At 36.8% G+C, this 20,693-nt stretch carries 20 protein-coding genes and 1 riboswitch; of the genes, 3 read left to right on the forward strand and 17 right to left on the reverse strand.

The window, feature by feature from the left end; translation table 11 throughout:
* Window positions 1-194: 194 nt before the first annotated feature.
* The 4 genes from cyoE to ACFOUV_RS11110 all read right to left on the reverse strand — a co-directional run bounded on the left by cyoE (window position 195) and on the right by ACFOUV_RS11110 (window position 3,383).
* Window positions 195-1,133, reverse strand: a complete 939-nt coding sequence (gene cyoE, locus ACFOUV_RS11095) for a heme o synthase (protein WP_379496838.1) — start codon at window positions 1,131-1,133, stop codon at window positions 195-197.
* A 250-nt stretch (window positions 1,134-1,383) separates the two neighbouring features.
* Window positions 1,384-2,511 carry a TIGR04053 family radical SAM/SPASM domain-containing protein gene (locus ACFOUV_RS11100; RefSeq protein WP_379496839.1) on the reverse strand — a complete coding sequence of 376 codons (1,128 nt, stop codon included), beginning with the start codon at window positions 2,509-2,511 and terminating at the stop codon, window positions 1,384-1,386.
* Window positions 2,512-2,641: 130 nt separating this feature from the next.
* Window positions 2,642-2,881 (reverse strand): DUF2249 domain-containing protein, encoded by a 240-nt coding sequence (locus ACFOUV_RS11105; RefSeq protein ID WP_379496840.1) that lies wholly within the window; start codon window positions 2,879-2,881, stop codon window positions 2,642-2,644.
* Window positions 2,882-2,960: 79 nt separating this feature from the next.
* Window positions 2,961-3,383: a cytochrome C oxidase subunit II gene (locus ACFOUV_RS11110; RefSeq protein WP_379496841.1), complete on the reverse strand. Its 423-nt coding sequence runs from the start codon at window positions 3,381-3,383 to the stop codon at window positions 2,961-2,963.
* A 164-nt stretch (window positions 3,384-3,547) separates the two neighbouring features.
* On the opposite strand from ACFOUV_RS11110, the gene ACFOUV_RS11115 reads away from it, so the two are divergent.
* Window positions 3,548-4,240: a Crp/Fnr family transcriptional regulator gene (locus ACFOUV_RS11115; RefSeq protein WP_379496842.1), complete on the forward strand. Its 693-nt coding sequence runs from the start codon at window positions 3,548-3,550 to the stop codon at window positions 4,238-4,240.
* 184 nt (window positions 4,241-4,424) lie between these two features.
* Here ACFOUV_RS11115 and ACFOUV_RS11120 read toward each other — a convergent pair whose 3' ends face one another.
* The 8 genes from ACFOUV_RS11120 to ACFOUV_RS11155 all read right to left on the reverse strand — a co-directional run bounded on the left by ACFOUV_RS11120 (window position 4,425) and on the right by ACFOUV_RS11155 (window position 11,511).
* Window positions 4,425-4,985, reverse strand: a complete 561-nt coding sequence (locus tag ACFOUV_RS11120; RefSeq protein WP_449290036.1) for a hypothetical protein — start codon at window positions 4,983-4,985, stop codon at window positions 4,425-4,427.
* Window positions 4,986-5,618: an SCO family protein gene (locus ACFOUV_RS11125; RefSeq protein WP_379496843.1), complete on the reverse strand. Its 633-nt coding sequence runs from the start codon at window positions 5,616-5,618 to the stop codon at window positions 4,986-4,988. It lies immediately after the preceding gene.
* A 114-nt stretch (window positions 5,619-5,732) separates the two neighbouring features.
* Window positions 5,733-7,409: a cbb3-type cytochrome c oxidase subunit I gene (locus tag ACFOUV_RS11130; protein WP_379496844.1), complete on the reverse strand. Its 1,677-nt coding sequence runs from the start codon at window positions 7,407-7,409 to the stop codon at window positions 5,733-5,735.
* 17 nt (window positions 7,410-7,426) lie between these two features.
* A complete protein-coding gene (locus ACFOUV_RS11135; RefSeq protein ID WP_379496845.1) occupies window positions 7,427-7,894 on the reverse strand; it encodes a cytochrome c oxidase subunit II in 468 nt (155 codons plus the stop codon).
* Between the two features lie 13 nt (window positions 7,895-7,907).
* Window positions 7,908-8,063 (reverse strand): hypothetical protein, encoded by a 156-nt coding sequence (locus ACFOUV_RS11140; RefSeq protein WP_379496846.1) that lies wholly within the window; start codon window positions 8,061-8,063, stop codon window positions 7,908-7,910.
* A 235-nt stretch (window positions 8,064-8,298) separates the two neighbouring features.
* Window positions 8,299-8,859 carry a helix-turn-helix domain-containing protein gene (locus tag ACFOUV_RS11145; RefSeq protein ID WP_379497253.1) on the reverse strand — a complete coding sequence of 187 codons (561 nt, stop codon included), beginning with the start codon at window positions 8,857-8,859 and terminating at the stop codon, window positions 8,299-8,301.
* A gap of 210 nt (window positions 8,860-9,069) precedes the next feature.
* The gene (locus tag ACFOUV_RS11150) at window positions 9,070-9,975 is read right to left on the reverse strand and encodes a hydroxymethylglutaryl-CoA lyase (RefSeq protein WP_379496847.1); all 906 of its coding nucleotides are present in this window, start codon (window positions 9,973-9,975) and stop codon (window positions 9,070-9,072) included.
* Window positions 9,976-10,299: 324 nt separating this feature from the next.
* Window positions 10,300-11,511 carry a D-alanyl-D-alanine carboxypeptidase family protein gene (locus ACFOUV_RS11155; RefSeq protein ID WP_379496848.1) on the reverse strand — a complete coding sequence of 404 codons (1,212 nt, stop codon included), beginning with the start codon at window positions 11,509-11,511 and terminating at the stop codon, window positions 10,300-10,302.
* Between the two features lie 257 nt (window positions 11,512-11,768).
* Between ACFOUV_RS11155 and ACFOUV_RS11160 the strand changes: the two genes are divergently transcribed.
* The gene (locus ACFOUV_RS11160) at window positions 11,769-12,341 is read left to right on the forward strand and encodes a hypothetical protein (protein ID WP_379496849.1); all 573 of its coding nucleotides are present in this window, start codon (window positions 11,769-11,771) and stop codon (window positions 12,339-12,341) included.
* 130 nt (window positions 12,342-12,471) lie between these two features.
* A riboswitch (Lysine riboswitch) is annotated at window positions 12,472-12,649 on the forward strand.
* A 275-nt stretch (window positions 12,650-12,924) separates the two neighbouring features.
* On the forward strand, window positions 12,925-14,523 hold the full coding sequence (locus ACFOUV_RS11165) for an amidohydrolase (protein WP_379496850.1): 1,599 nt from the start codon (window positions 12,925-12,927) through the stop codon (window positions 14,521-14,523).
* A 217-nt stretch (window positions 14,524-14,740) separates the two neighbouring features.
* Here the strand turns inward: ACFOUV_RS11165 and ACFOUV_RS11170 are convergent, their stop codons facing one another.
* The 5 genes from ACFOUV_RS11170 to ACFOUV_RS11190 form a co-directional block, all read right to left on the reverse strand.
* Entirely contained in the window at window positions 14,741-16,756 is a 2,016-nt protein-coding gene (locus ACFOUV_RS11170; protein ID WP_379496851.1) for an iron ABC transporter permease, read from the reverse strand.
* Between the two features lie 14 nt (window positions 16,757-16,770).
* A complete protein-coding gene (locus ACFOUV_RS11175; protein ID WP_379496852.1) occupies window positions 16,771-17,757 on the reverse strand; it encodes an ABC transporter substrate-binding protein in 987 nt (328 codons plus the stop codon).
* A gap of 11 nt (window positions 17,758-17,768) precedes the next feature.
* Window positions 17,769-18,362, reverse strand: coding sequence for a nitroreductase family protein (locus ACFOUV_RS11180; RefSeq protein ID WP_379497254.1), 594 nt, complete (start codon window positions 18,360-18,362; stop codon window positions 17,769-17,771).
* Window positions 18,363-18,516: 154 nt separating this feature from the next.
* Entirely contained in the window at window positions 18,517-19,344 is an 828-nt protein-coding gene (locus ACFOUV_RS11185; protein ID WP_379496853.1) for an ABC transporter ATP-binding protein, read from the reverse strand.
* A gap of 189 nt (window positions 19,345-19,533) precedes the next feature.
* A complete protein-coding gene (locus ACFOUV_RS11190; RefSeq protein ID WP_379496854.1) occupies window positions 19,534-20,499 on the reverse strand; it encodes an MBL fold metallo-hydrolase in 966 nt (321 codons plus the stop codon).
* Window positions 20,500-20,693 lie beyond the last annotated feature (194 nt).

Genomic DNA, 20,693 nt, shown 5'->3' on the forward strand with positions numbered 1-20,693 from the left:
TAAGAATCGATTTCTCATTTGTAATTAAACCGTTCTATTCCCTTAAACATATACGTATCCCCTTCCCTGGAAAGTTTATAGTTGCTTTTAAACAACCTCACGATATTTTTTAAATTTAAGCTGGTTTATAAACTCTTATGCAACAATATTTCCCAGACAATAATTTAAGTCATTCTGGTAATTGTTTCTTTTCATTAATTTCCAAATAATGGTAATGTCAATATTACCATCAGGATAAATAGTATATTTAAATAATTAACCGAATAAAGAAAGTTCATATGTGCCCATTTCCAATTATCTTCTATAAAAAATCCTCTCACACATAATACGATCCAACCGATAGTTAATAATGAGCTAATTACGATAAAAACAATACCAAGCGGATAAAGAAGAAACGGCAATGGTAGAAGGCATGTAATATAAATCAGCATCTGCCGTTTCGTGATTGCCATACCGTGTACGACAGGCAACATCGCCACTCCCGCTGCTTTATATTCATCGTATTTTTTTATGGCAATTGCGAAGGTATGTGGAATCTGCCAAATAAATAACAACAAGAATAAAACAATTGGAACCGGATGGATTGCTGTATCTATTGCTGCCCAGCCAATCATGGGGGTTACGGCACCAGAGACACTTCCAATCACAGTATTCAATGTATATCTCCTTTTTGACCACATGGAGTATAGAACGACATACGTAAACCAACCAATTACACCATATAATGAAGCTTCCAATGTTGTAAAAAGTAATAAAATGAACCCAATTACAGAAGTTGCGATTCCCGCATTTAAAACAGCTTTAAGCGAAAAGTTTCCAGTTACAGTAGGCCTTCCCTTTGTACGATCCATCACTTTATCAATATCTGCATCATACCAATTATTGAGAATCAGTGCTCCAGCCATAATAAAAGTTCCTCCTGCCATGGTAAGGAGGAAAAGTCCCCAATGTTCAGCAAAAGAACGATTATTGAAATAAAGCGCAAGCCAGAAACCAACAAACACCGGAAGAACATTTGCAATTAAAACACGGAGTTTGATAAGGGCTATCACATCCGAGATTAGCGTTGAACTCTGTTTGGGAGTATTATTTTTTAGTAGCTTCTGTGAAGGAGCTATTTCTTTAAATTTCAATCCTTACCACCCTTTATCACTATTCATTCGAGATGATTTACTATTCATCAAAAAGTCCTCTAATTTCCTCTATACTCTAACACAATACGTATTTAATTTCTTTAATAATAACTCAACTTTGACAGACAAAAATAGCTAATTTTTTTCATTCCAGTTATTTTGGGTTTTTATTTATACATTCAGATCACCGATTATGTATATGAAGAAAAGCCAAGCAACAGATGCCTGGCTTTTCGTATTATATTACGATTTATATGGTTTGCTTTTTCCCACGCATTGCTCTAGGAATATACACACAATACGGTTCACTTTCCATGTAATCTCCTGTAACATTATAGGCTCTTGATCTTGAACCTCCACATACATTTCGGAATTCACATATTCCACATTTTCCTTTATATTTATCAGGATCTCGTAAATTCTTAAATATTTCAGATTCACGGTAAATAGTTGCTAATGGTGTTTGACGGACGTTTCCCGCATTGATTGGTAATAACCCACTCGGAAACACATCACCAGTATGAGAAATAAACACAAACCCATTGCCATCGTTTACTCCTTTTGGTGCTCGTCCGAGTCCATCAATCTGACCGGTTTTCCCATTATCCAAGGCATCTTGGTAAAAGATATGTTCTTTATCACTCATTCCCTTATGTTCGCGCATTTTATTCTGAATGACAACTCGGCGGTAATGTTGTCCAGCAGTAGTTTTAATATCAAAGGGTACCCTTTTGGATAATTGATATAACCATCTGAAAACACGTTCATGCTCGACGGCTGATATCATATCCGTTTCTTTTCCTCTTCCTGTTGGTACGAGAAAAAATACACTCCACAATACACAATTAAGCTTTTCCACCATTTCAGCCATTTCATCTAAGTATTCATAATTATATCTTGAAATTACGGTATTGATTTGTAATGGCATCTCTAATTCATGTAAGTAATGAATGGCATTCATCGTTAAATCAAAGGAACCTCCTGTACCACGGAAGTGATCATGTATCTCTTTGCAATGGCCATCAATACTAAATGCCCATCTGGAAAGCCCAATATCCTTTGCCTTCTTCATCGCATCTTTCGTCACATTCGGAGTAGCAGAAGGGGTCATGGAAACACGGACACCTTTTTTAACAGCATACTCCGCAATTTCAAATACATCTGGACGCTCCAGTGGATCTCCACCTGTAAAAACAAGCATTGGATTATCCATTTCATATATATCATCGATTAACTTTTTTCCTTCTTCAAAAGTTAACTCCAATGGGTGACGATGGTGCTGTGCCTCAGCCCTGCAATGCAGGCATTGTAATTGACATGCACGGGTTAATTCCCAAATAACGATAAATGGATTTTCATTATAATCTCGATGCAACATATAATTCCTCCATCTCTACATCTACTTCACATTTTAACTTTCTTTCCGTGAAACTAGATGTTGGGTATTTTTAACTAATGAAAGGATAAAAAAAATCCTTAAACATTGAATTTAAGGATTTTCCTTCGTATCACATTTTACCTATTGCAACACGCCAAAGTTCAGGGCCTTCCTCAAGATATTCCCAGGAAAATGTACTCTCTCTTTCTATCATAAACTGATATTGCAATGGTTTTGGATCATGGTCATTGGATAGCTGCATATATTCTCCAGGATTTAACCCATCAAAAACTTCGAAAATTCGCGGATGACGGATTCTTGGTTCTATATCTGGTGCATGTAATTTTGTGGCGAACTCAATATCGTTCATTATGTTAACCCCCTGTATTTTTGATATTTGTTCTAGATTTCTATTTATAAAATATAATATAGTCGTGATCGTCTATTGATTATAGAACTACGATTGTTGCAGTCATTTCTTCATGGCCATCGCCACAGAAAACATTGCAGTATATAACATATTCCCCGGGTTCTTCCGGCACAAAGACTGCCTCTCCCTCACCTTGAATATTTACATCCAATTCATCAATGGAAATACCATGGTTTCCTTCTTCATTCACAAGTGTTATTGTAACTTCCTCACCAGACTGTACAACATATTCTTCCTTGTCAAAATCAAAATTAGTTAATGTCATAACGACATCATTATTGATTTCTGCTTCAGTGCTTTCCCCAGAAGCTTCCGTCTGTTCTGTAGTTTCTGTATCTGTATTATCTGTCGCATCATTTTCCGTGCTATTGTCCTCTCCACCACAAGCTGCGAGCAGTAGCATAAAACCTACTAAAATACTAAACAATAAATTTTTTTTCATAATAAGTACCCTCCTGGTTTCTTTTTTTGCTAACACATATATCATAATGCTATTATAAAGCTGTGTATGTGAGCGTGAGCATAGATAGCTGTGATTTTCGTCACACTACCTACTTATTAGAAATGATAGTATTGCATTATAGAACATATACATAATTAAAAGGAGTGTTCTCCATGTCAATAAAGGAGCTTCTACAGCGCTTTACTTTGTTTAAAAATTTAACAGACTATGAAATGGAACCTATTATAGACTTAGCAAAAAATCGAATGTTTCGTCAGGGTACACATATTTTTATGCAAGGAGATCCATTAACAAATGTATACTTTATCCATCAAGGTAAAGTAAAAATATATCGATCAGATATGCATGGGAAAGAACAGATCGTCAATATCCTTAATGTAGGAGAAATGTTTCCACATCAAGGTTTTTTCCGCAAAGATAATTATCCTGCACATGCTGAAGTCTTGGAAGATGCTATTTTAATATATATTCCTATCCATTTGTTTGAAAACTTCCTTATAACAAATCCAGAAATCTGTATTAAATTATTTAAAGTTCTGGGAGATAGAATTGTAGACTTGCAAAACCGACTGGAAGAAAAGATTCTGCATAATACGTACGAACAAATCATATTGCTTTTACTCCGTCTGGCAAAGTCCAATGGAAAGGAAATTACCAGCAATCAAATCTCTATAACATCACAGTTTACCAATAAAGATTTAGCAAATATGATAGGTTCTAGTCGTGAAACGGTCAGCAGAACACTGACACAGTTGAAAAAGAACAACTTAATTAAAAATGATAAAGGCGGAAATATCATTGTGAATATGAAGGAATTACAAGAAGAATTGTTTTAACATATACAATTTTTAATTGACCTTTATAATTCGATTGAGGTAAATACGTATGGAGGAAATTAGAAAGAAACGTATTAAGAAGGAGATTCCATTGGATACGGTAACATACGATAACGCATGAATCATTATAACTCTGAAGCCAAAAAACTTAGGATTATTTTTTAAAAAAGTATTAAGGAATCTCCTATTCGTATTCTGTTTCATCAATAAATAGCGTTTGGATAAAGTAGATAAGGATACATGCTGCAAGGAATACAAATCCCCAACCTAGTGTTTTTTGCTCAATGATCAGGTAGTTATTGCATAATTGATTTGGTGAAAATATATATAACCAAGCCATAAAGCCAAAAATAATGCTTAAGCTAACATAGATACTATTTTTACCTCGGGATCCGAGTTTCTTCCAACTATCCCTTAACGGTACTCCCGCAAGAAATGGCAGGCTTATAAACTTAAAGATTTCTACTGCTGGTATCGTCAGTGCTTCATCCATTGTTCTAGGCATCATCCAGTATAGTACGATAATCATGAATAATAGAATTCCAGGAACTCCATTACTGTTCCATTTTGTAAAGAGGTTTGGAAACTTCTTTTGGAACAATGGTGTCATGAGCATACCTGCTATAACAAACAAAGGCATCTGCATATGCATGTGAATGGCCATAATAGACTCTGCCAGTGCAGTAACTGGGGGGAGCATTAGAAAGATATATAATACTAGACCATAAACTGCCTGTTTCATCATCTATTCCTCCAATTCTGTTTCCAATATTGATATAATTTTTTCTGTCGCACCTTCAATTTCTGTATAATCCATTACCTCAACTAAAATACCATTGGGATCTACTAAATAAAATGCGGAGTTATGCTGGAAATTTCCGTTTTTGTCAGGAATAACGATTACACCAAATTCGTCCAGTAAATCATCGAGTTCGCTCTGGTCTTCGATTCTGGCCATCCTCCATATCTCCCCATCACTATTAAAGTACGAACGGTACTTTTCCAATGTAGCTGGATCATCTCTTTCTGGATCGAAGCTGATACTAAGAAATACAATATCTTCACCAATATATTGTTCTGGAATATTGTTATAAACCTGTGCCATATTTAATTCAAGTTCCGGACATACATCCGTACATGCTGTGTAAATAAAGGTTAACATGACATATTTCCCTTCGAACTCTTTAAATGGATATACCCTCTCTTTACTATCTTCCAAGGTTACTTCAGGGAAGACTGGATTTTCTTCCATTAATTTATTAACCCTGGCTGTTTCTACGGTGTAGGCTTGAAATCCGTCCGTACCAATGAAAAATAAAGCAACACCAAATATAATAACGATACTAATTGCTAAGCTATTTGGATTATTTTTAATCATTGTGATCACGTCCTAGATATGATTTGCTAATCTTTTAAACAGAAAGAGATAGTCAGATCACTATGGGTGAGACTATCTCTGACTATGGGTGTTTACATCCGTACACTTTCCTTCTTACCAAGTTCTAAATGGTGGCGAACCAGGAGGTGCATTCAAAATTAAATCTACTAAAGGTATTACATAGCCCATTGAGATAACTGCTATTGCTACGATTACCCAAAGTCCCCAACGTTCCGTCCATTTTGGTGTTACGGAAGCGTTATCCTCTGGTTCAGCTATCGTAAATTCCGTATTCCCTTTCGGTGCGAAGAACATGAGATTGAAAACAATATATACCATGAGGATAACTCCTAAGAATAATAACGAACCTCCTATTGCCAGGAAGAACAGGTATGGATCCCAACCGAGTGCTGTTGCATTATCTCCATAGGTTGTATAGGAAGTTCTTCGTGGAGAGCCCAAAACTCCAACCCAATGCATTGATCCAGACATAAACAGCATACCTACTGTCCAGACAATCGTCTGGATAATACCTAATCGATTCATTTTTGGTGTTAACTCACGTTTTGTTAAATATGGAATTAACCAGTACATTACTCCAAAGAAGGTTACTGCAACTGTAGTTCCGACAGTTAAATGGAAGTGACCTACAACCCATAATGAATTGTGGACAACCTGGTTTAATTGGTTGTTTGTTTGTGCAATTCCACCTGCTCCTGCTGGAATAAATGCGATCATCGCAATCATTGGCGCAAGGAATCTTACATCTTTCCATGGTAATTTTTTAACCCATCCTAACAAACCTTTTGCACCTTTTTTCCTTCCAGTACGTTCAAATACGGCAAACATGAAAAATGCTGTCATAAGGGATGGTAGTGAGATAGATAAACTCATAAATACGTGCATGAATTTTAACCCTTCCGTAAATCCGGGATCTACGATTTGGTGATGGAATCCACCAGGAACATTCAATACTACAGATAAAATAACTACGAGACGAGCTAATGTATCACTGAACAATCTTCCACCGATTATCTTTGGTACAGTGACATACCATGCTGAAACAGCGATCAAGTACCACACGTTAACGATTGTGTGTCCAAAGCTCCAGAACAAAGTCCTGCTTAGCATAACATTTATTGTCTCTGTCCAGCCGAAAGCCCAAGGGATTAACATAAGCACCTCAGCAGTTACACCAAGGCTTCCTAAAAGTGTAAGAACGAAGGCACCAACAGCAAAGTACGTTAATAAGGGCAAATGCTGTCCGCGGTTTCTTTTTTTCCAGTTAGCTGCATTCATAAATACGCCTATTCCGGCAACCCAAATTCCCGCTACAAGAAATACCAATCCGATATAAAACCAGGGAGATGCTTGCATTGGTGGATAAAAGGTATACATAACGGACGCTTCACCCATTACAATTGTTGTCACGACGAATACAGTACCTGATACGAGTAGACCAAATGAAACCCAACCCATTTTTCTTACCTTAGGCAAGAGTCCTCCAAGGTTATGTGATAGCGCCGCATAGAAATAACCAATCATAAACAGTGTTGTAAATACAAGTACCAACAGCACTCCATGGGCAGTTAAAATTTGATAATAATTAAGCCATGCAGGTAATTCTAAAAGCCCAGCTCTGTTAAGTCCTTGAAGCAATCCAAGCGTTCCGCCAATAAATAATACGATGAATGCCAACGAAAAATAAGTTAAAGAAAGACGTGAATCTTCTGTGTTTACGCCTAAGGATTTATTTGTTTTCTCTATAAATGTGTTCTTTATTGCTTCCATATTATTGCCTCCTTCCTTTATTTAACGGTTACTGTAGTTGCCATCATTTGATGTCCTGCACCACAATACTCATTACATAAAACTAAATATTCACCCGGTTCATCAAAAGTTTCCGTGATTTTTTGAATATGGCCTGGTACTACCATTGCATTTACATTTGTTCCTGCAATTTGAAAACCATGAATAACATCTTTAGAAGTCATGGTGAACGTTACCTCAGATCCAGTAGGTACTTCGATTTTATCAGGTGTAAAACTGAATATTTGTAGTGTCATCACAACTTCATATTCATTTTCTCCTGTCTTGAAAACACCTGGATTATCAAATGGTGCTGTTTCATCTACTTTCTGTGGATCAATTGTTTCCGTATTACTTGGTGGCCCCATTTCCATAGCAAATGTTTGATATCCAGTAACTACCATGGAGAGAACAAGGATTCCGACACCAAGAATTAGCCAAATCTCTTCGAAACGATGCATTTTCATATAATTACCTCCCTTAGACTCTTACCATATACGTAATGAATAGTAATAAAATAAAACCTACAATTCCGCCTCCAACAAAAACAATGGAAGAAAATAGTGCCCCTTTTAGTGAATTTACATCATCTTTATCTACATTTTCTTCTTGGATTAATTTTTTTGTTGTCTCCATTTGATCATCACTCCTTTATGTTATTTCTTACTCTTATTCTATTCCTGAATTCGCTTTCTCCTAGTGATGTAAATCACATCAAGCCTGTGACCTTCAACACAAAACCAAACACATATGACAAAAAAGTGAACAGTACCGAACAATGCCTGTCACTCCCCGGTTTTTGTCATTATTTGTCGAACACAAAAAGACAACATACATAAATTATGCATGCTGTCTTTCCTACCTATTTAATTTAAACCCGGTCGATAAAACATGTTAATACCTGTGCTTCTTCATCATTTATTGGGATAAAAAGATGAGGTTTGGAACCTTGAAAATAGGCGCTATCTCCTTTTTCCATAAAGTGCTTTTCTCCATCATAGAGCAAGTGAATCGTGCCTTCGAGTATGTAGATAAATTCATCTTGTGAATGTGTATAGGTTTTCTCTTGCCGTTGGTTAATCGTTTTTGGTGTTACATGGACAATGGTAGGTTCAATGCCACTATACTTCGAACGGTTAGCCAACAGCTCATAGGAATACCCCATACTTTCATCCCCGATTTTGGATTGCCGGTTTGAACCTTGCTGTAGCACCAGATCTTGTTCTGGATTGTCATCAAGAACCCAGGACAGCTGTACCCCCAAAGCTTCACTAATTTTTGATAACGTCGCAATGGCAGATGCCGTTTGTCCATTTTCAATTTTTGATAATAAACTTTTGGAAATACCACATTCATCAGCAACTTGCTGCTGCGTTTTTTTGTTTCGTAAACGGATTTGCTTTATCTTTTTTCCGATATAATGAAGATCGATTGGAACTCAGTCCTTCCATCTAAAAATCATATGTATATTTTTTAATCATAGATTAGGCGCTGAATGTAGTCAAGAGAAGGTTTTTAAACAATACTTGGAAAAATAGAAAGAGAACAATCCTATATGTAGAATTGCTCTCTAATCTGGATTTATCCCAAACCTATCATTAACGAAAAGACCTATAAGCCAATCAAACATTTTTAAATGATTTTACTGTGCGTTTGCAAAATAAGCGAGCGACCTACTAGGTAGAATTTTCCCCAGTTTGTTTTGTATATATATCCCTGCATCCTGAATCTTTTTCTCATTGATACCTGTTTCAATTCCCAGTCCATGCAGAAGGTAAAGCACATCATTTGTTGCCACATTCCCTGCTGCTCCAGGTGCATATGGACAGCCTCCTAACCCGCCGACAGTACTGTCAAAACGATTTATACCATAATGCATGGATGTCATGATATTAGCAATTGCCATCCCTCTTGTATCATGAAAATGAAGGATTAACTTTTCTTTTGGATAGTGTTTCATTAATACTTCCAGCAATTGTTCTACTTGTGTCGGTACAGCACTCCCAATTGTATCTCCGAGTGAAAGGTCATCCACCCCTGATTCAAGTAATTTTTCACAAACTCGAAGAACTTGTTCCGGCGAAATTCTTCCTTCATATGGGCAATCAAACACCGTTGAAATATAACCCGTTACTCTTTTCCCGGTATCTTTTGCTTCTTTAACTACTTCATCGAGAACAGGGAACGTTTCATTTATTGTTTTATTTATGTTTTTTTGGTTATGCATTTCACTGGCCGACATAAAAACCGATGCACCATCAATACCTGCTTCCAACGCATATTCCAGCCCTTTCATATTTGGAACAAGCGCTGAATAAAGTACTTTAGGATTACGTCTTATTTTTTTTCCTACTTCTCTAGCATCCGATAAAGCCGGGATCATTTTCGGATTAACAAAAGATGTATATTCGATCTCACTTAAACCAGACTCTGAAAGCATATTAATCCAAGCAACTTTATCAGCTGAGGAGATCCACTTTTTTTCATTTTGTAATCCGTCACGTGCTCCAACTTCTTTAATTTGAACATATTCAGGTAATCGCGCCACTTTAAACCCTCCGTTCAATATAGAAAATATTCTAACCAGTGTTGCAGTTTCTAATTACGTTAATAAATGCGCTTACACAAGATTTCTTATCGTTGAGCTTCAGCAATTTACGTTTCATAAGTGCTAGGTTTTACTGTATATTCTATTGTATTCAATTGTGTTTATTATAATTCAACTTTGTTGAATTAAGTATATAATAAATATTCAAACAATGTCAATGATGTTAACCGTAATCTCCCCACTAAAAAACCTTCCTGATAGTATATGTATCAAGAAGGTTAACCTGTGTATGGCAATATTGAATTGTGGTATTCTACGTAATAGTTAGAAATAATATCTTTTATTATTTCTAACCACATATTTTTTTCTGGATTTTTTTCGAATTGTGGTGAAGAAAACCACAATCATACCGACACCAAAGATAATTATAATATATGGCAGAACAGAGAATAACTTACCAAGTAGGCTTGTCTCTGTTTGATCGGAGGCTAATTGAGTTTCAACCTCAACACTTTCCTTATTTATTTCTTCTAATTGAAAAGATGCTATTGTATCATTCTGGCTTACAATCTTTAATGTTCCACTCTCATCAACTGTTTCACGAATCTTGTCATCCGTCGAATGCGTATATGACATTTTCTTAGGCGCTTCGTATTCCTGTTCATCAACAGTGAAAACGGAGCCCTTTTCGATACTCGATGTGCTGAAATTTTCAAAACCGTAATCTAATAGTTCGACCGTATCTTTATAAGCCTCCTCATCATAACTGCTCTTTAAGGTTACAGCAACTAAATTTAAATCATCTTTTTCTGCTGTTGTAACAAGTGTGTAGCCCGAAAGAGATACAAATCCGTTTTTCCCGCCAGTTATACCATCATATGGAATTTCATCTTTCACTAATTTATGATGTGTTCTGAGAGTAGTATCCCAGGTTTTTCCATCCCATTCCATTTCCTTAGTACCAAATATTATCATAAATTCATCGTTTTTCATTGCATGTTGAGTTATTTTTGCCATATCTTCAGCTGTAGTAACATGTTCTTCGTCAAATAACCCATGTGGATTCTCAAAATTAGTTTGTTCCGTACCAATTACATTTGTTAAGTATAAATTTAAATCATCAGAAAACTGTTCCACACTTCCACTCAAATGTTCGGCAATCGCAATTCCTGCGTCATTGCCGGAATTAATTACTAATCCCTGAATCAACTTCTTTAATGTAACTTGCTCTCCTTCTTCCAAGAAGACAGTAGTCCCTTCCACATTTCGGGCACTGGCATTGCTACTAACCGTTACAATATCTTCCAGGTTTCCGTTCTCAATTGCAAATATGGCTGTAGCTATTTTAGTTACACTTGCTGGATACATAAGTTCATTTGCATTTTTTTCAAAAAGTATTTGGCCCGAATTTGCCTCTAGTAGAATAGCAGCCTCACTATGTATTGTCGGAGATTCTGGCGATTCACCATGGACTTTCAAAGCGTTTATCATATTAACTGCTAGTATAACTGTGATTAATAGAAAGATTTTTTTCATTGTAACTACTCCATCTAAGATTTTTAAAGTACGTTCTATTTTAGGGTAAAGGTACGGAATAAATATGTAAATACGATTGAAAACTTGTAATAAACACCTAACATTCCAGGTAATATCTGGTAGATTAAAGGTTGCATATACTTAGTAAATTTATCCTTTTATACCAATTTGTTAATTAAATTTTCATACAATTTTAAATATTACTCTGGTATAATTATGTTATAACGCTATAATTAACGAAAAGGGGGAAAGAATACATGAAAATATATAACCCTGCAGATATAGCTAACTTATTAGGGGTAAAGGAATCAACACTAAGGAAGTATAGTATTCTATTAGAAAATGCAGGTTATAAATTTAATAGGAATAATCAAAATCAACGATGGTACAATGAGTATGACGTTATTGCTTTGCAGAAACTTGTAACGCTTAAAAATAGCGGCGATATGAGTCTTAAAGAGTGTGCAGAAGCTGTATATTTATGGGTTAAAGGTGATGATGTAACACAGGAATTAACTGTTATAGATAACGACACAAAACGCTATAACAACGATTTAACTGAATTAATAGACATGGTCCATCATCAAAATAAATTATTGGAAAACTACAATAAACAGCAGCACACGCAAAATGAATTGATCAAAGAATTGGTACAGCGACTGAATCAGCAACAGGATTATATAGAAATAAGACTGAAGGAACGTGACAAGATGTTAATGCAAACGATAAATGATCGACTCGAAACACAGAAACAAATTGCAGCAGCAAAAGAAGCAGAAGCGGAAGAACAACAAAAACAGGGTTTCTTCATCAGGCTTTTCAAAAGATAAAGGTGCCTGTCACTCCCCGAATTTTGTCGAATACACTCCGTAACGCAGCATATTTTAAAAACCAACGCTTGTAAGTTAATCAGAAATTTGGTAATATTACTCTAACTTGAATAAACAAACCTTATCTGGTCGGTGAGGTAGAGGCGCAATTAATGGGAGTAATCAATCGGAGGATGACATCTATGATGATTGATGAAAGGATTATTTGCCGAAGCGTGGTAAGGGTCAATCTTATGATGGCTGGTATGTTTCTGAATAGGAAATTTACTGTCATGCAATGTAACTGTTCATGGAGAACTACTGATCGAAATGGAGAATAACGTATACTGTAAAAACAATGGTAGGTTATTTTCTATCGTTGTTTTTTTGTGTGCGTAATAAGGTGGTTAGACCTTGTGTACACATCTTCCCTTCATTTATCACTTTTTTTCCTAAAATATTTACGTAGGAAAACGCTATGTAAATTTACTTCACTACTACATGCATGAGACAGTAAGGATCCAAATCCATAACCAGATCATTCCCTTTAACTATCCCATTGTTTATTTTCCCCTAAATTATTTACAGAGGAGATAGTTACATCATGAAAAAAATCTTTACCAATGGACAATTTTATACATTTAATCCAGAAAGGCCAACAGTACAATCTGCTGTCGTGGAAAATGGCCGCTTTATAGATATGGGGACAACCGAGGATATGCTCATCCAGTGGGGAACCTCCGATTTTGAAGTTATTAATCTGGAAGGGAATACGGTGACACCTGGATTGGTAGACAGCCACCTTCATATGTCCATGATTGCCACGAAATTTATCGATTTGGATTTAACAGGAATTACGACGAAACACGAAGCACTGAATCACATCCAAAATTATGCAAAAACACTTCAACCAGGTGAATGGCTACTGGGGGGAGGATGGGATGAGAACCTCTTTACCGATGGAGGAATTCCTTTAATTCATGAACTTGATCATGTAGCTCCACACAACCCATTATATTTAACGCGAATCTGTGAACATGCCGCTATAGTTAATCGCAAAGCATTAGAAATAACTAATTACCATCCTACCATGGCAGTACCCGTAGGTGGAAAAATCGTATTGGATGAATCGACAAATATGCCAACAGGATTACTATTGGAATCTGCTTCCCATCTAATAACGCAGTATATTCCTGAAAAATCTTATGAAACGTTGAAAAATGCTATGAGAAAAGCAATCAACTTCGCTATGGAAAAAGGTCTAACAAGTGTTCATTCAAACGATCCCCTTTACTTAGGCGGTTTACGTCAAACCTATCAGATTTATGATGAATTACTGAACCACGAGCATCTTGGATTACGTTCCAATCTTTTAATCAATCATGAATTTCTCGATGACTTAAGAGATATGGGAATGTATGCCGGATACGGAAATGAAACACTACAAATTGGTGCAGTAAAACTATTTGCAGACGGTGCATTTGGAAGAAGGACTGCTTTATTATCAGAGCCTTACAATGATGACCCGGGAAACTATGGTAAAGCTATGTTTGATCAGCATGCAATATATGACATCATCAAACGTGCACGTGAATTATCCATGCCGATAGCTGTTCATACAATAGGTGACCAAGCACTGGTAAATGTATTGGATTTACTGGATCAGTTCCCTACCGTTAAACACCGCGACCGGCTGATACATGTACAGGTGCTGCGTGAAGATTTAATTGAGCGTCTTGCACAACCAAGCAGAATTGCAGATATTCAACCACGATTTTTAGCGAGTGATTACCCATGGGTTGAGGAGAGGCTTGGGGAAAAACGAATGAAGCTTTCCTATGCTTGGAAAACGCTGCAGGAGGCCGGAGTAATATGTGCTGGAGGATCGGATTCACCTGTCGAACCAGTCAATCCATTAATGGGAATTCATGCTGCTGTAACAAGAAGGTCACCAGGGCAAACGCATGATGGTTGGTACCCTGATCAAAAATTAACGATGCATGAAGCATTTAGGTTATTCACTGAAATGGGAGCATATCCAACAAATGAAGAAGCAATCAAAGGAACCATTGACACAGGTAAATTGGCTGATATGACCGTTTATTCCAAGAATCCATTTGAAATGGAAGATGCTGACGAATTATTAACCACATCTATTGAAATGACAATCATTGGTGGTGACATCAAATACCAAAACAACTGAGCACTACTTCTTTTTTATTCTAGTCCTAAGTGAGCAGTTCTTCGTTTTGCTGAAAGGACGATAAATCAAGATATTTAGATAATGGTGAAATAGACCGAGAGATTGTTTTATTTTATGAGGAGAAGGAAACATAATTGTCGGAGAAAAAATAATATAGTTAAAAAGCAGATATACCTGGGGCATGGTATATCTGCTTTTTTATGAGAAAACAAAATTTTTATGCTCGCTTCCGCATTAACCACAGGAAGTATGGTGCACCAATTATTGCTACTAAAATACCTGATGGAATTTCATTTGGTGCTAACAATGTCCTGCTTAGCAAATCAGCAATTACTAATAGTAGTCCACCTATTAAGGCTGTAACGGGAAAAAGACGCTGATTCGACGGGCCGACAAGTAATCTGGAGAAATGTGGCGCGATTAATCCAATAAAACCAATTGCTCCAACTGCAGCTACACTGAACGCTGCCAAGACGGTTGCCAAAAGCGCTAATTGGAATCGAGTAGACATCACTTTAAGCCCCAACCCTTTTGCTGTATCATCACCTAATGCCAACGTATCCATATCTTTCATTTTAAAAAACAGGATGGGGAGTAGTATGAATGCCGGCCATATTAAATAATTAAATAGCTCCGCCCACCCTCTTGCATAGGTTGTACCTGAGAGCCAGGTTAATGCAGATGAAACTCCAAGATCAGCTTGTACGACTAATATTTGAATGATTGCTGAGCCAAAAGCAGATACACCAATTCCAAGAAGCGCTAAAATAGTTGGCTGAAACTGTGCCCGAACTGCCAATGCCATTACAATAACAAAAAATACAAATGAACCTATCATTGCACCAATTGGAATCCACACTGCAGATACACCGAATACATACATCATTAAAAGAGCACCAACCCCTGCACCGGAAGTGATTCCAATAACGGATGGATCTGCCAACGGATTTCGCAGGACACCTTGAAAAATTAAGCCACATACTGCCAGCAGCACCCCACTTAATAAGGCTACAAGGGAACGAGGCAAACGAAGATCCAAAATAAGATTTTTCATAAATTCATTTCCATTACCGAAAAACACCTGATATGCCGCAAGCGGTTCGAAACCATAATTTCCTGAGGCTAGACTGATTAGTAATGTAATTAAAGTTGCAGCAATTAAGACCGGAACAACTACTTTTAACGGCATTCCAATTGTTACCTTACCTGCTAAAACAGAAGTATTTTCTTCTCCATACTTCCTTTTTTTCATGCGTAATACTAAATAGATTAACCAAGGAGCACCAATTAAAGCAGTAATCGAACCAACAGGAAGCTCTGAGAATGATGGATCAATCATCCTCGCTAAAATATCGGCAAAAACTAATACATTTGCACCCCATATAAAAGAGGCAATAATTAAAGGAAAATGCTTGCGGTAACCAATTAACTTGATAATATGGGGTGCAATTAATCCAACAAAGCCGATCGGCCCCACTATGCTAACCGTCACAGATGTCAATAAAACAGCAACAAGAATCGCAATTAACTTAACACTCGATACATTTTGCCCAAGGGCAATCGCTATATCATCGCCCAATGTTAACGTGTCCAACTTATGAGTCATGATCAAGATAACGATTAATCCAGCAATTATAATTGGTAAGGAAAATTGTACGCCACTCCAATCATTTTGAACGAGTGTACCAGAACCCCATAAAAATAATCCAGCTACTTCATTTTCATAAAAAATTTGAAGAACACTTGTCAGCGAGGAAAATAAAAGCGTTACAATCATTCCTGCTAAGACCATTCTTACTGGTGTTGCTTTATTACCACCTGACAATAAAAATACGGTTAAAAATGTTAGAATACCACCAAAGAATGCAACCATAATTCCATTCCCAACTAGAGCTGCCGGGAATAATACCGTACTGAGTACCACTGCAAAATAGGTTCCTGAATGGATTCCTAATGTACTGGCAGACGCAAGCGGGTTTTTAGTAACGGTTTGTAAGATAACTCCAGAAACAGCTAATGCTCCACCTGCAATAATGCCCATAATAGCCCTTGGCATACGAAGATATCGAACAGTATGATGTTCCAACAAATCCTGAGGTGCAAAAATTGCATCGATAACAGTACCAAGTGGAATCGCTACACTCCCCTGATTAATATGTATAAAAATTAAAATGCATAAAAGGGCGGTCCCACCCCCAAAGGTCAGAACCGCTTTTATTGATTTTCGAAGCATTATGTCCACCCGAATCACTCATTTACCATAGCATTAACTAATTGTTCTGTTAGTACTTCCGCTGATAATACCCCACCAAAAGTCCACGTATCACCTGGTAATGCATGTGTATTCCCTTCCTGAACAAAGCTCAAATTTTCCCAGACAGGATTACCTTTTAACTGATTAGCAAACACATTATCGTCTTCCTGAACAATATATAAGAATTCAAGATTCTCGTCCTGGAAGTTTTGCAGCGCTTCGATCGTTACTTCAGTATATCCATACGTTTCAACTGTGTCAGCCTCATATGCATTTACAAAACCTAAGTTACTCATCACTTGGGAAACAATGGAGTTATCTGTAAACAATCTAAGTACAGGCGTGTTTTGAGCGGTAAAAGCCTGGGTTGCAATATAGGTTGACCCCTCAAGCCCCGCATCCGACACACGTGCTACTTGCTCTTCTGTAAAATCTGATAAGTCTGATAATACTTGTTCTGCTTCCGCTTCTTTATCAACTATTTTTGCAACCGTTCGGAACTCATTAATCATATTTTGATAATGATCCTCAATTGCTTCATCCCCATAAGGTGCGAATGTAACAACTGGAGCAATATCCTTTAAGCTATTTAAATGTTGTTCATGTCTAAAGTCCACACCGATGATTAAATCTGGATTCAAGCGGGCGATTGCCTCAAGATTAGGTTCCTGTCTGGTACCTACGTCTTCTACACTTTCATCAAACGCTGCATCAATATTAACCCATTGATTAAACCCATCTAAATCTGCAACACCTGCAGGTTGAATTCCTAATGCAAGTAAATCTTCTGCATAGGACCATTCCAATACGACGATATTTTCAGGTATCCCTTCAATTGTTTGTTCACCCATTGCATCTTCAATTGTAATCGTTCGTTCATCCGTATTTGTTTCTGATTCATTAGCTGGTTCATCTGAGCCCCCACAAGCGGTTAGTATTAATACAATAAATAATGCTAAAAGTAATCCTAGTTTCTTCATAAGTCCATCCCCTATCTAATTTCTTCAGTATTGATCCAATCAATTTTCCCCTCTACCGGTGTACGTTCCTTTGCTTTTGGTACCTTATTAGGATAGCCAACCTGGACAACTGCTATTAATTTATGTTTCTCAGGTAAAAGTCCAATATCACGAATAAACACTTCATCCAATAGTGTTTTCTTTGCAGTCCACATCGTTCCTATTCCTTTTTCCCAAGCTAACAGCTGGAAGTTTTGAATAAATGCACAGACAGCCGCAAAATTCTCTTCGTCCACATAACCGCCATCATCCTCTTTATCTATATAAAAAAGCACATGATGTGGGATAGAAGTAAAGAAACGGTCATAGGATTGACGCGCTCTCATTAATTTCTCTTCATTAGAAGTTTTTAATAAACCAAGTCTTATGTAACTATCTACAATCTTTTCCCCAAACACGGATCTTGCATCATCCTCATATATTTTTATCTTCCACGGTTCCTTCATATGATGATTGGGGGCGTACGCTGCGTTATTAAACAATTTCAGCAGCAAAGCTTTATTGACCTTTTCTGATTTAAAATCAAGAATCGTTCGTCGACCCCGTATCGCCGTTATTAATTCGATAGTATCTCCCCATCTCTAACTGAAAATGATTATCATTATCATGAATTTTATATGATTATTTTTATACTGTCAATACTACTAAGCAAATAAAGTAAGAAAAACAGACGGTGCAAATCCGTCTGTTTTCTATTATGTTCTTATATAGTATATTAAATCAATTAAGTTTGAATAATTCGGATTGTTGTTCCGCAAACACACTACGTCCTTTTCCATGAGGTATACACATAGGTGTTCCATAGTTAGGATCAAAGTAGATGTCACACTTCATTTGGAACACTTCCTCAACGAGGTTACATGTGATAATTTCTTCTGGTTTACCTTGTTGAAAAACCTTTTTATCTTTGATGGAAATAATATGGTGAGCGTAACGACATGCCAGGTTTATATCATGCAGAACCATCACAACTGTACGCCCTTCCTTCTCGTTCAACTCAAATAATAAATCAAGAACCTCGATTTGGTGAGTCATATCTAAATAGGTTGTTGGTTCATCGAGCAAAATGAGGTCTGTTTGTTGTGCTAATGTCATGGCAATCCATGCACGTTGTCGTTGACCACCTGATAGTGAATCAACGGATCTATCTTTTAAGTTGGTCACATGTGTTAGCTCAAGTGCATGATTAACAGCATTCTCATCATCTGTAGACCATTGTTTTAGAAAGCCGCGATACGGATTTCTACCTTGTTTCACAAGTTCATAAACTGTTAGACCTTCAGGAGTCACAGGACTTTGTGGTAAGATGGACAACCTTTTAGCGACTTCTTTTGTTTGAATTTTCGCAATATCATGACCATCTAGAACGACATGACCAGTCTTTGGTTTCAACAAACGTGCCATCGATCGTAATAATGTAGATTTCCCACAACCATTCGCTCCAATTAAAACAGTAATTTCGCCCTTTGGAACCGTTATATTAAGATTATCTATAATAATATCTTCCCCATAACTTAGCGTTAAATCATTTGCAGTTAATTCTTGCATGGAATTCACTCCCTACAACATACATAAAACGATAATTTAATGTATGAACTCTTTTCCAAAAACCTATCTATAGTCTATTTGCTTTTAAGACATTAGTCAATGATAATCATTTTCAATTATACCGACACTTAATCAACAAAAGGAAGAAAGATGTAGAGGAATCAACTCCATGCAGATGACTCGTAGCCTTTAGTCAACAACTGAATAGTGCCATACGCCATTTAGCATTTCCTTTTTTATTTGACCAACATCCTCCAAATAATCGAGATGCCCGATAACTTCAGACATTACGAGCAAAAATTGGGTAGAATACAGTTTTTTATAATAGCTCTTGGCAAGCTCACCACCTGTTGTAATGCCGCCTTGAATAAGACTTTTCAAACGCTCTGCCTTTCTCTCGATTCCCGCTAATCTAGTCTTGATTAAAGCATTAGGTTCATCAATTAAAATCCCGTGCCCCGGGAAAACCAAGTCTACCGACAAAGCATATATTTTTTCCAATGAATGCTTATGCTGTATTAATGTTGGCAGGCGCTGCCCTGTAATATTAGGTTCGATTAACGCATTGCTTGAAATATGTTGAATCAGTAAGTCACCCGATAGAAGAATCTGGTCTGCTTCATCATATAAGGCAATTTGATCCTCAGCATGTCCAGGCACATGAATAACCTTAAAGCCTAAATGATTGCTACCAATTGGAGAAATGTCTGTATGTATTGCACTATTACTTCCTTTTAACATTGCCTGCTGCAAATATTCCACTTGCTTGTGACCTGCTTCTCCACAACCCATTTGCTTATAAATTTCAGCAAAAAATGCAACCCTCATCCCAAAGAAATCATGGTCTCTCTTCAAACGAGGAATTGCAGCCTCATGTGCATAGACGGGTATGGGATGCATTGCAGTGATACGATTTACTAACCCGACATGGTCACCATGGTTGTGAGTTAAGACGATTTCTGTTATATCTTGAATTGTAAAATCATTTTCACTTAATGTATTTTGGAACGCTGTCCAACAATCAGCATTGTCCAGCCCAGCATCAATCAAGATTAAAGAATTCTCCATTTTGATTAAATAGAAATTAATTGTTTTTAAATTCGATAACACATTAACAATAACAGGAATAATTTCATAGCTTTCATGTTCCTTCAATTGACCTCACCCCTTTTTTCCGAATCTTTCGCTTCTAAAAGATTCAGTATTGAATTTATTTCATTTATTTGCGACATATTTGAAGAATCACCATATTTAAGTAATAACTTCAATATTATATTGCTTTATTAATTCTTCTAAATTATTCATAAAAAGCACTCCTAAAGGTGCTAACCGTATCCCATTTTTTCATA

The organism is Oceanobacillus longus (assembly GCF_042650085.1).
In the GTDB taxonomy this organism is placed as follows: domain Bacteria; phylum Bacillota; class Bacilli; order Bacillales; family Amphibacillaceae; genus Oceanobacillus; species Oceanobacillus longus.

Coding starts and splice junctions, on each gene's coding strand:
- ACFOUV_RS11130 (WP_379496844.1), bottom strand. CDS start 7,409: ATGGAAGCAATAAAGAACACATTTATAGAGAAAACAAATAAATCCTTA.
- ACFOUV_RS11105 (WP_379496840.1), bottom strand. CDS start 2,881: ATGAACGATATTGAGTTCGCCACAAAATTACATGCACCAGATATAGAA.
- ACFOUV_RS11165 (WP_379496850.1), top strand. CDS start 12,925: ATGAAAAAAATCTTTACCAATGGACAATTTTATACATTTAATCCAGAA.
- ACFOUV_RS11120 (WP_449290036.1), bottom strand. CDS start 4,985: ATGATGAAACAGGCAGTTTATGGTCTAGTATTATATATCTTTCTAATG.
- ACFOUV_RS11175 (WP_379496852.1), bottom strand. CDS start 17,757: ATGAAGAAACTAGGATTACTTTTAGCATTATTTATTGTATTAATACTA.
- ACFOUV_RS11140 (WP_379496846.1), bottom strand. CDS start 8,063: ATGGAGACAACAAAAAAATTAATCCAAGAAGAAAATGTAGATAAAGAT.
- ACFOUV_RS11155 (WP_379496848.1), bottom strand. CDS start 11,511: ATGAAAAAAATCTTTCTATTAATCACAGTTATACTAGCAGTTAATATG.
- ACFOUV_RS11110 (WP_379496841.1), bottom strand. CDS start 3,383: ATGAAAAAAAATTTATTGTTTAGTATTTTAGTAGGTTTTATGCTACTG.
- ACFOUV_RS11100 (WP_379496839.1), bottom strand. CDS start 2,511: ATGTTGCATCGAGATTATAATGAAAATCCATTTATCGTTATTTGGGAA.
- ACFOUV_RS11170 (WP_379496851.1), bottom strand. CDS start 16,756: ATGCTTCGAAAATCAATAAAAGCGGTTCTGACCTTTGGGGGTGGGACC.
- ACFOUV_RS11125 (WP_379496843.1), bottom strand. CDS start 5,618: ATGATTAAAAATAATCCAAATAGCTTAGCAATTAGTATCGTTATTATA.
- ACFOUV_RS11135 (WP_379496845.1), bottom strand. CDS start 7,894: ATGAAAATGCATCGTTTCGAAGAGATTTGGCTAATTCTTGGTGTCGGA.
- ACFOUV_RS11185 (WP_379496853.1), bottom strand. CDS start 19,344: ATGCAAGAATTAACTGCAAATGATTTAACGCTAAGTTATGGGGAAGAT.
- ACFOUV_RS11160 (WP_379496849.1), top strand. CDS start 11,769: ATGAAAATATATAACCCTGCAGATATAGCTAACTTATTAGGGGTAAAG.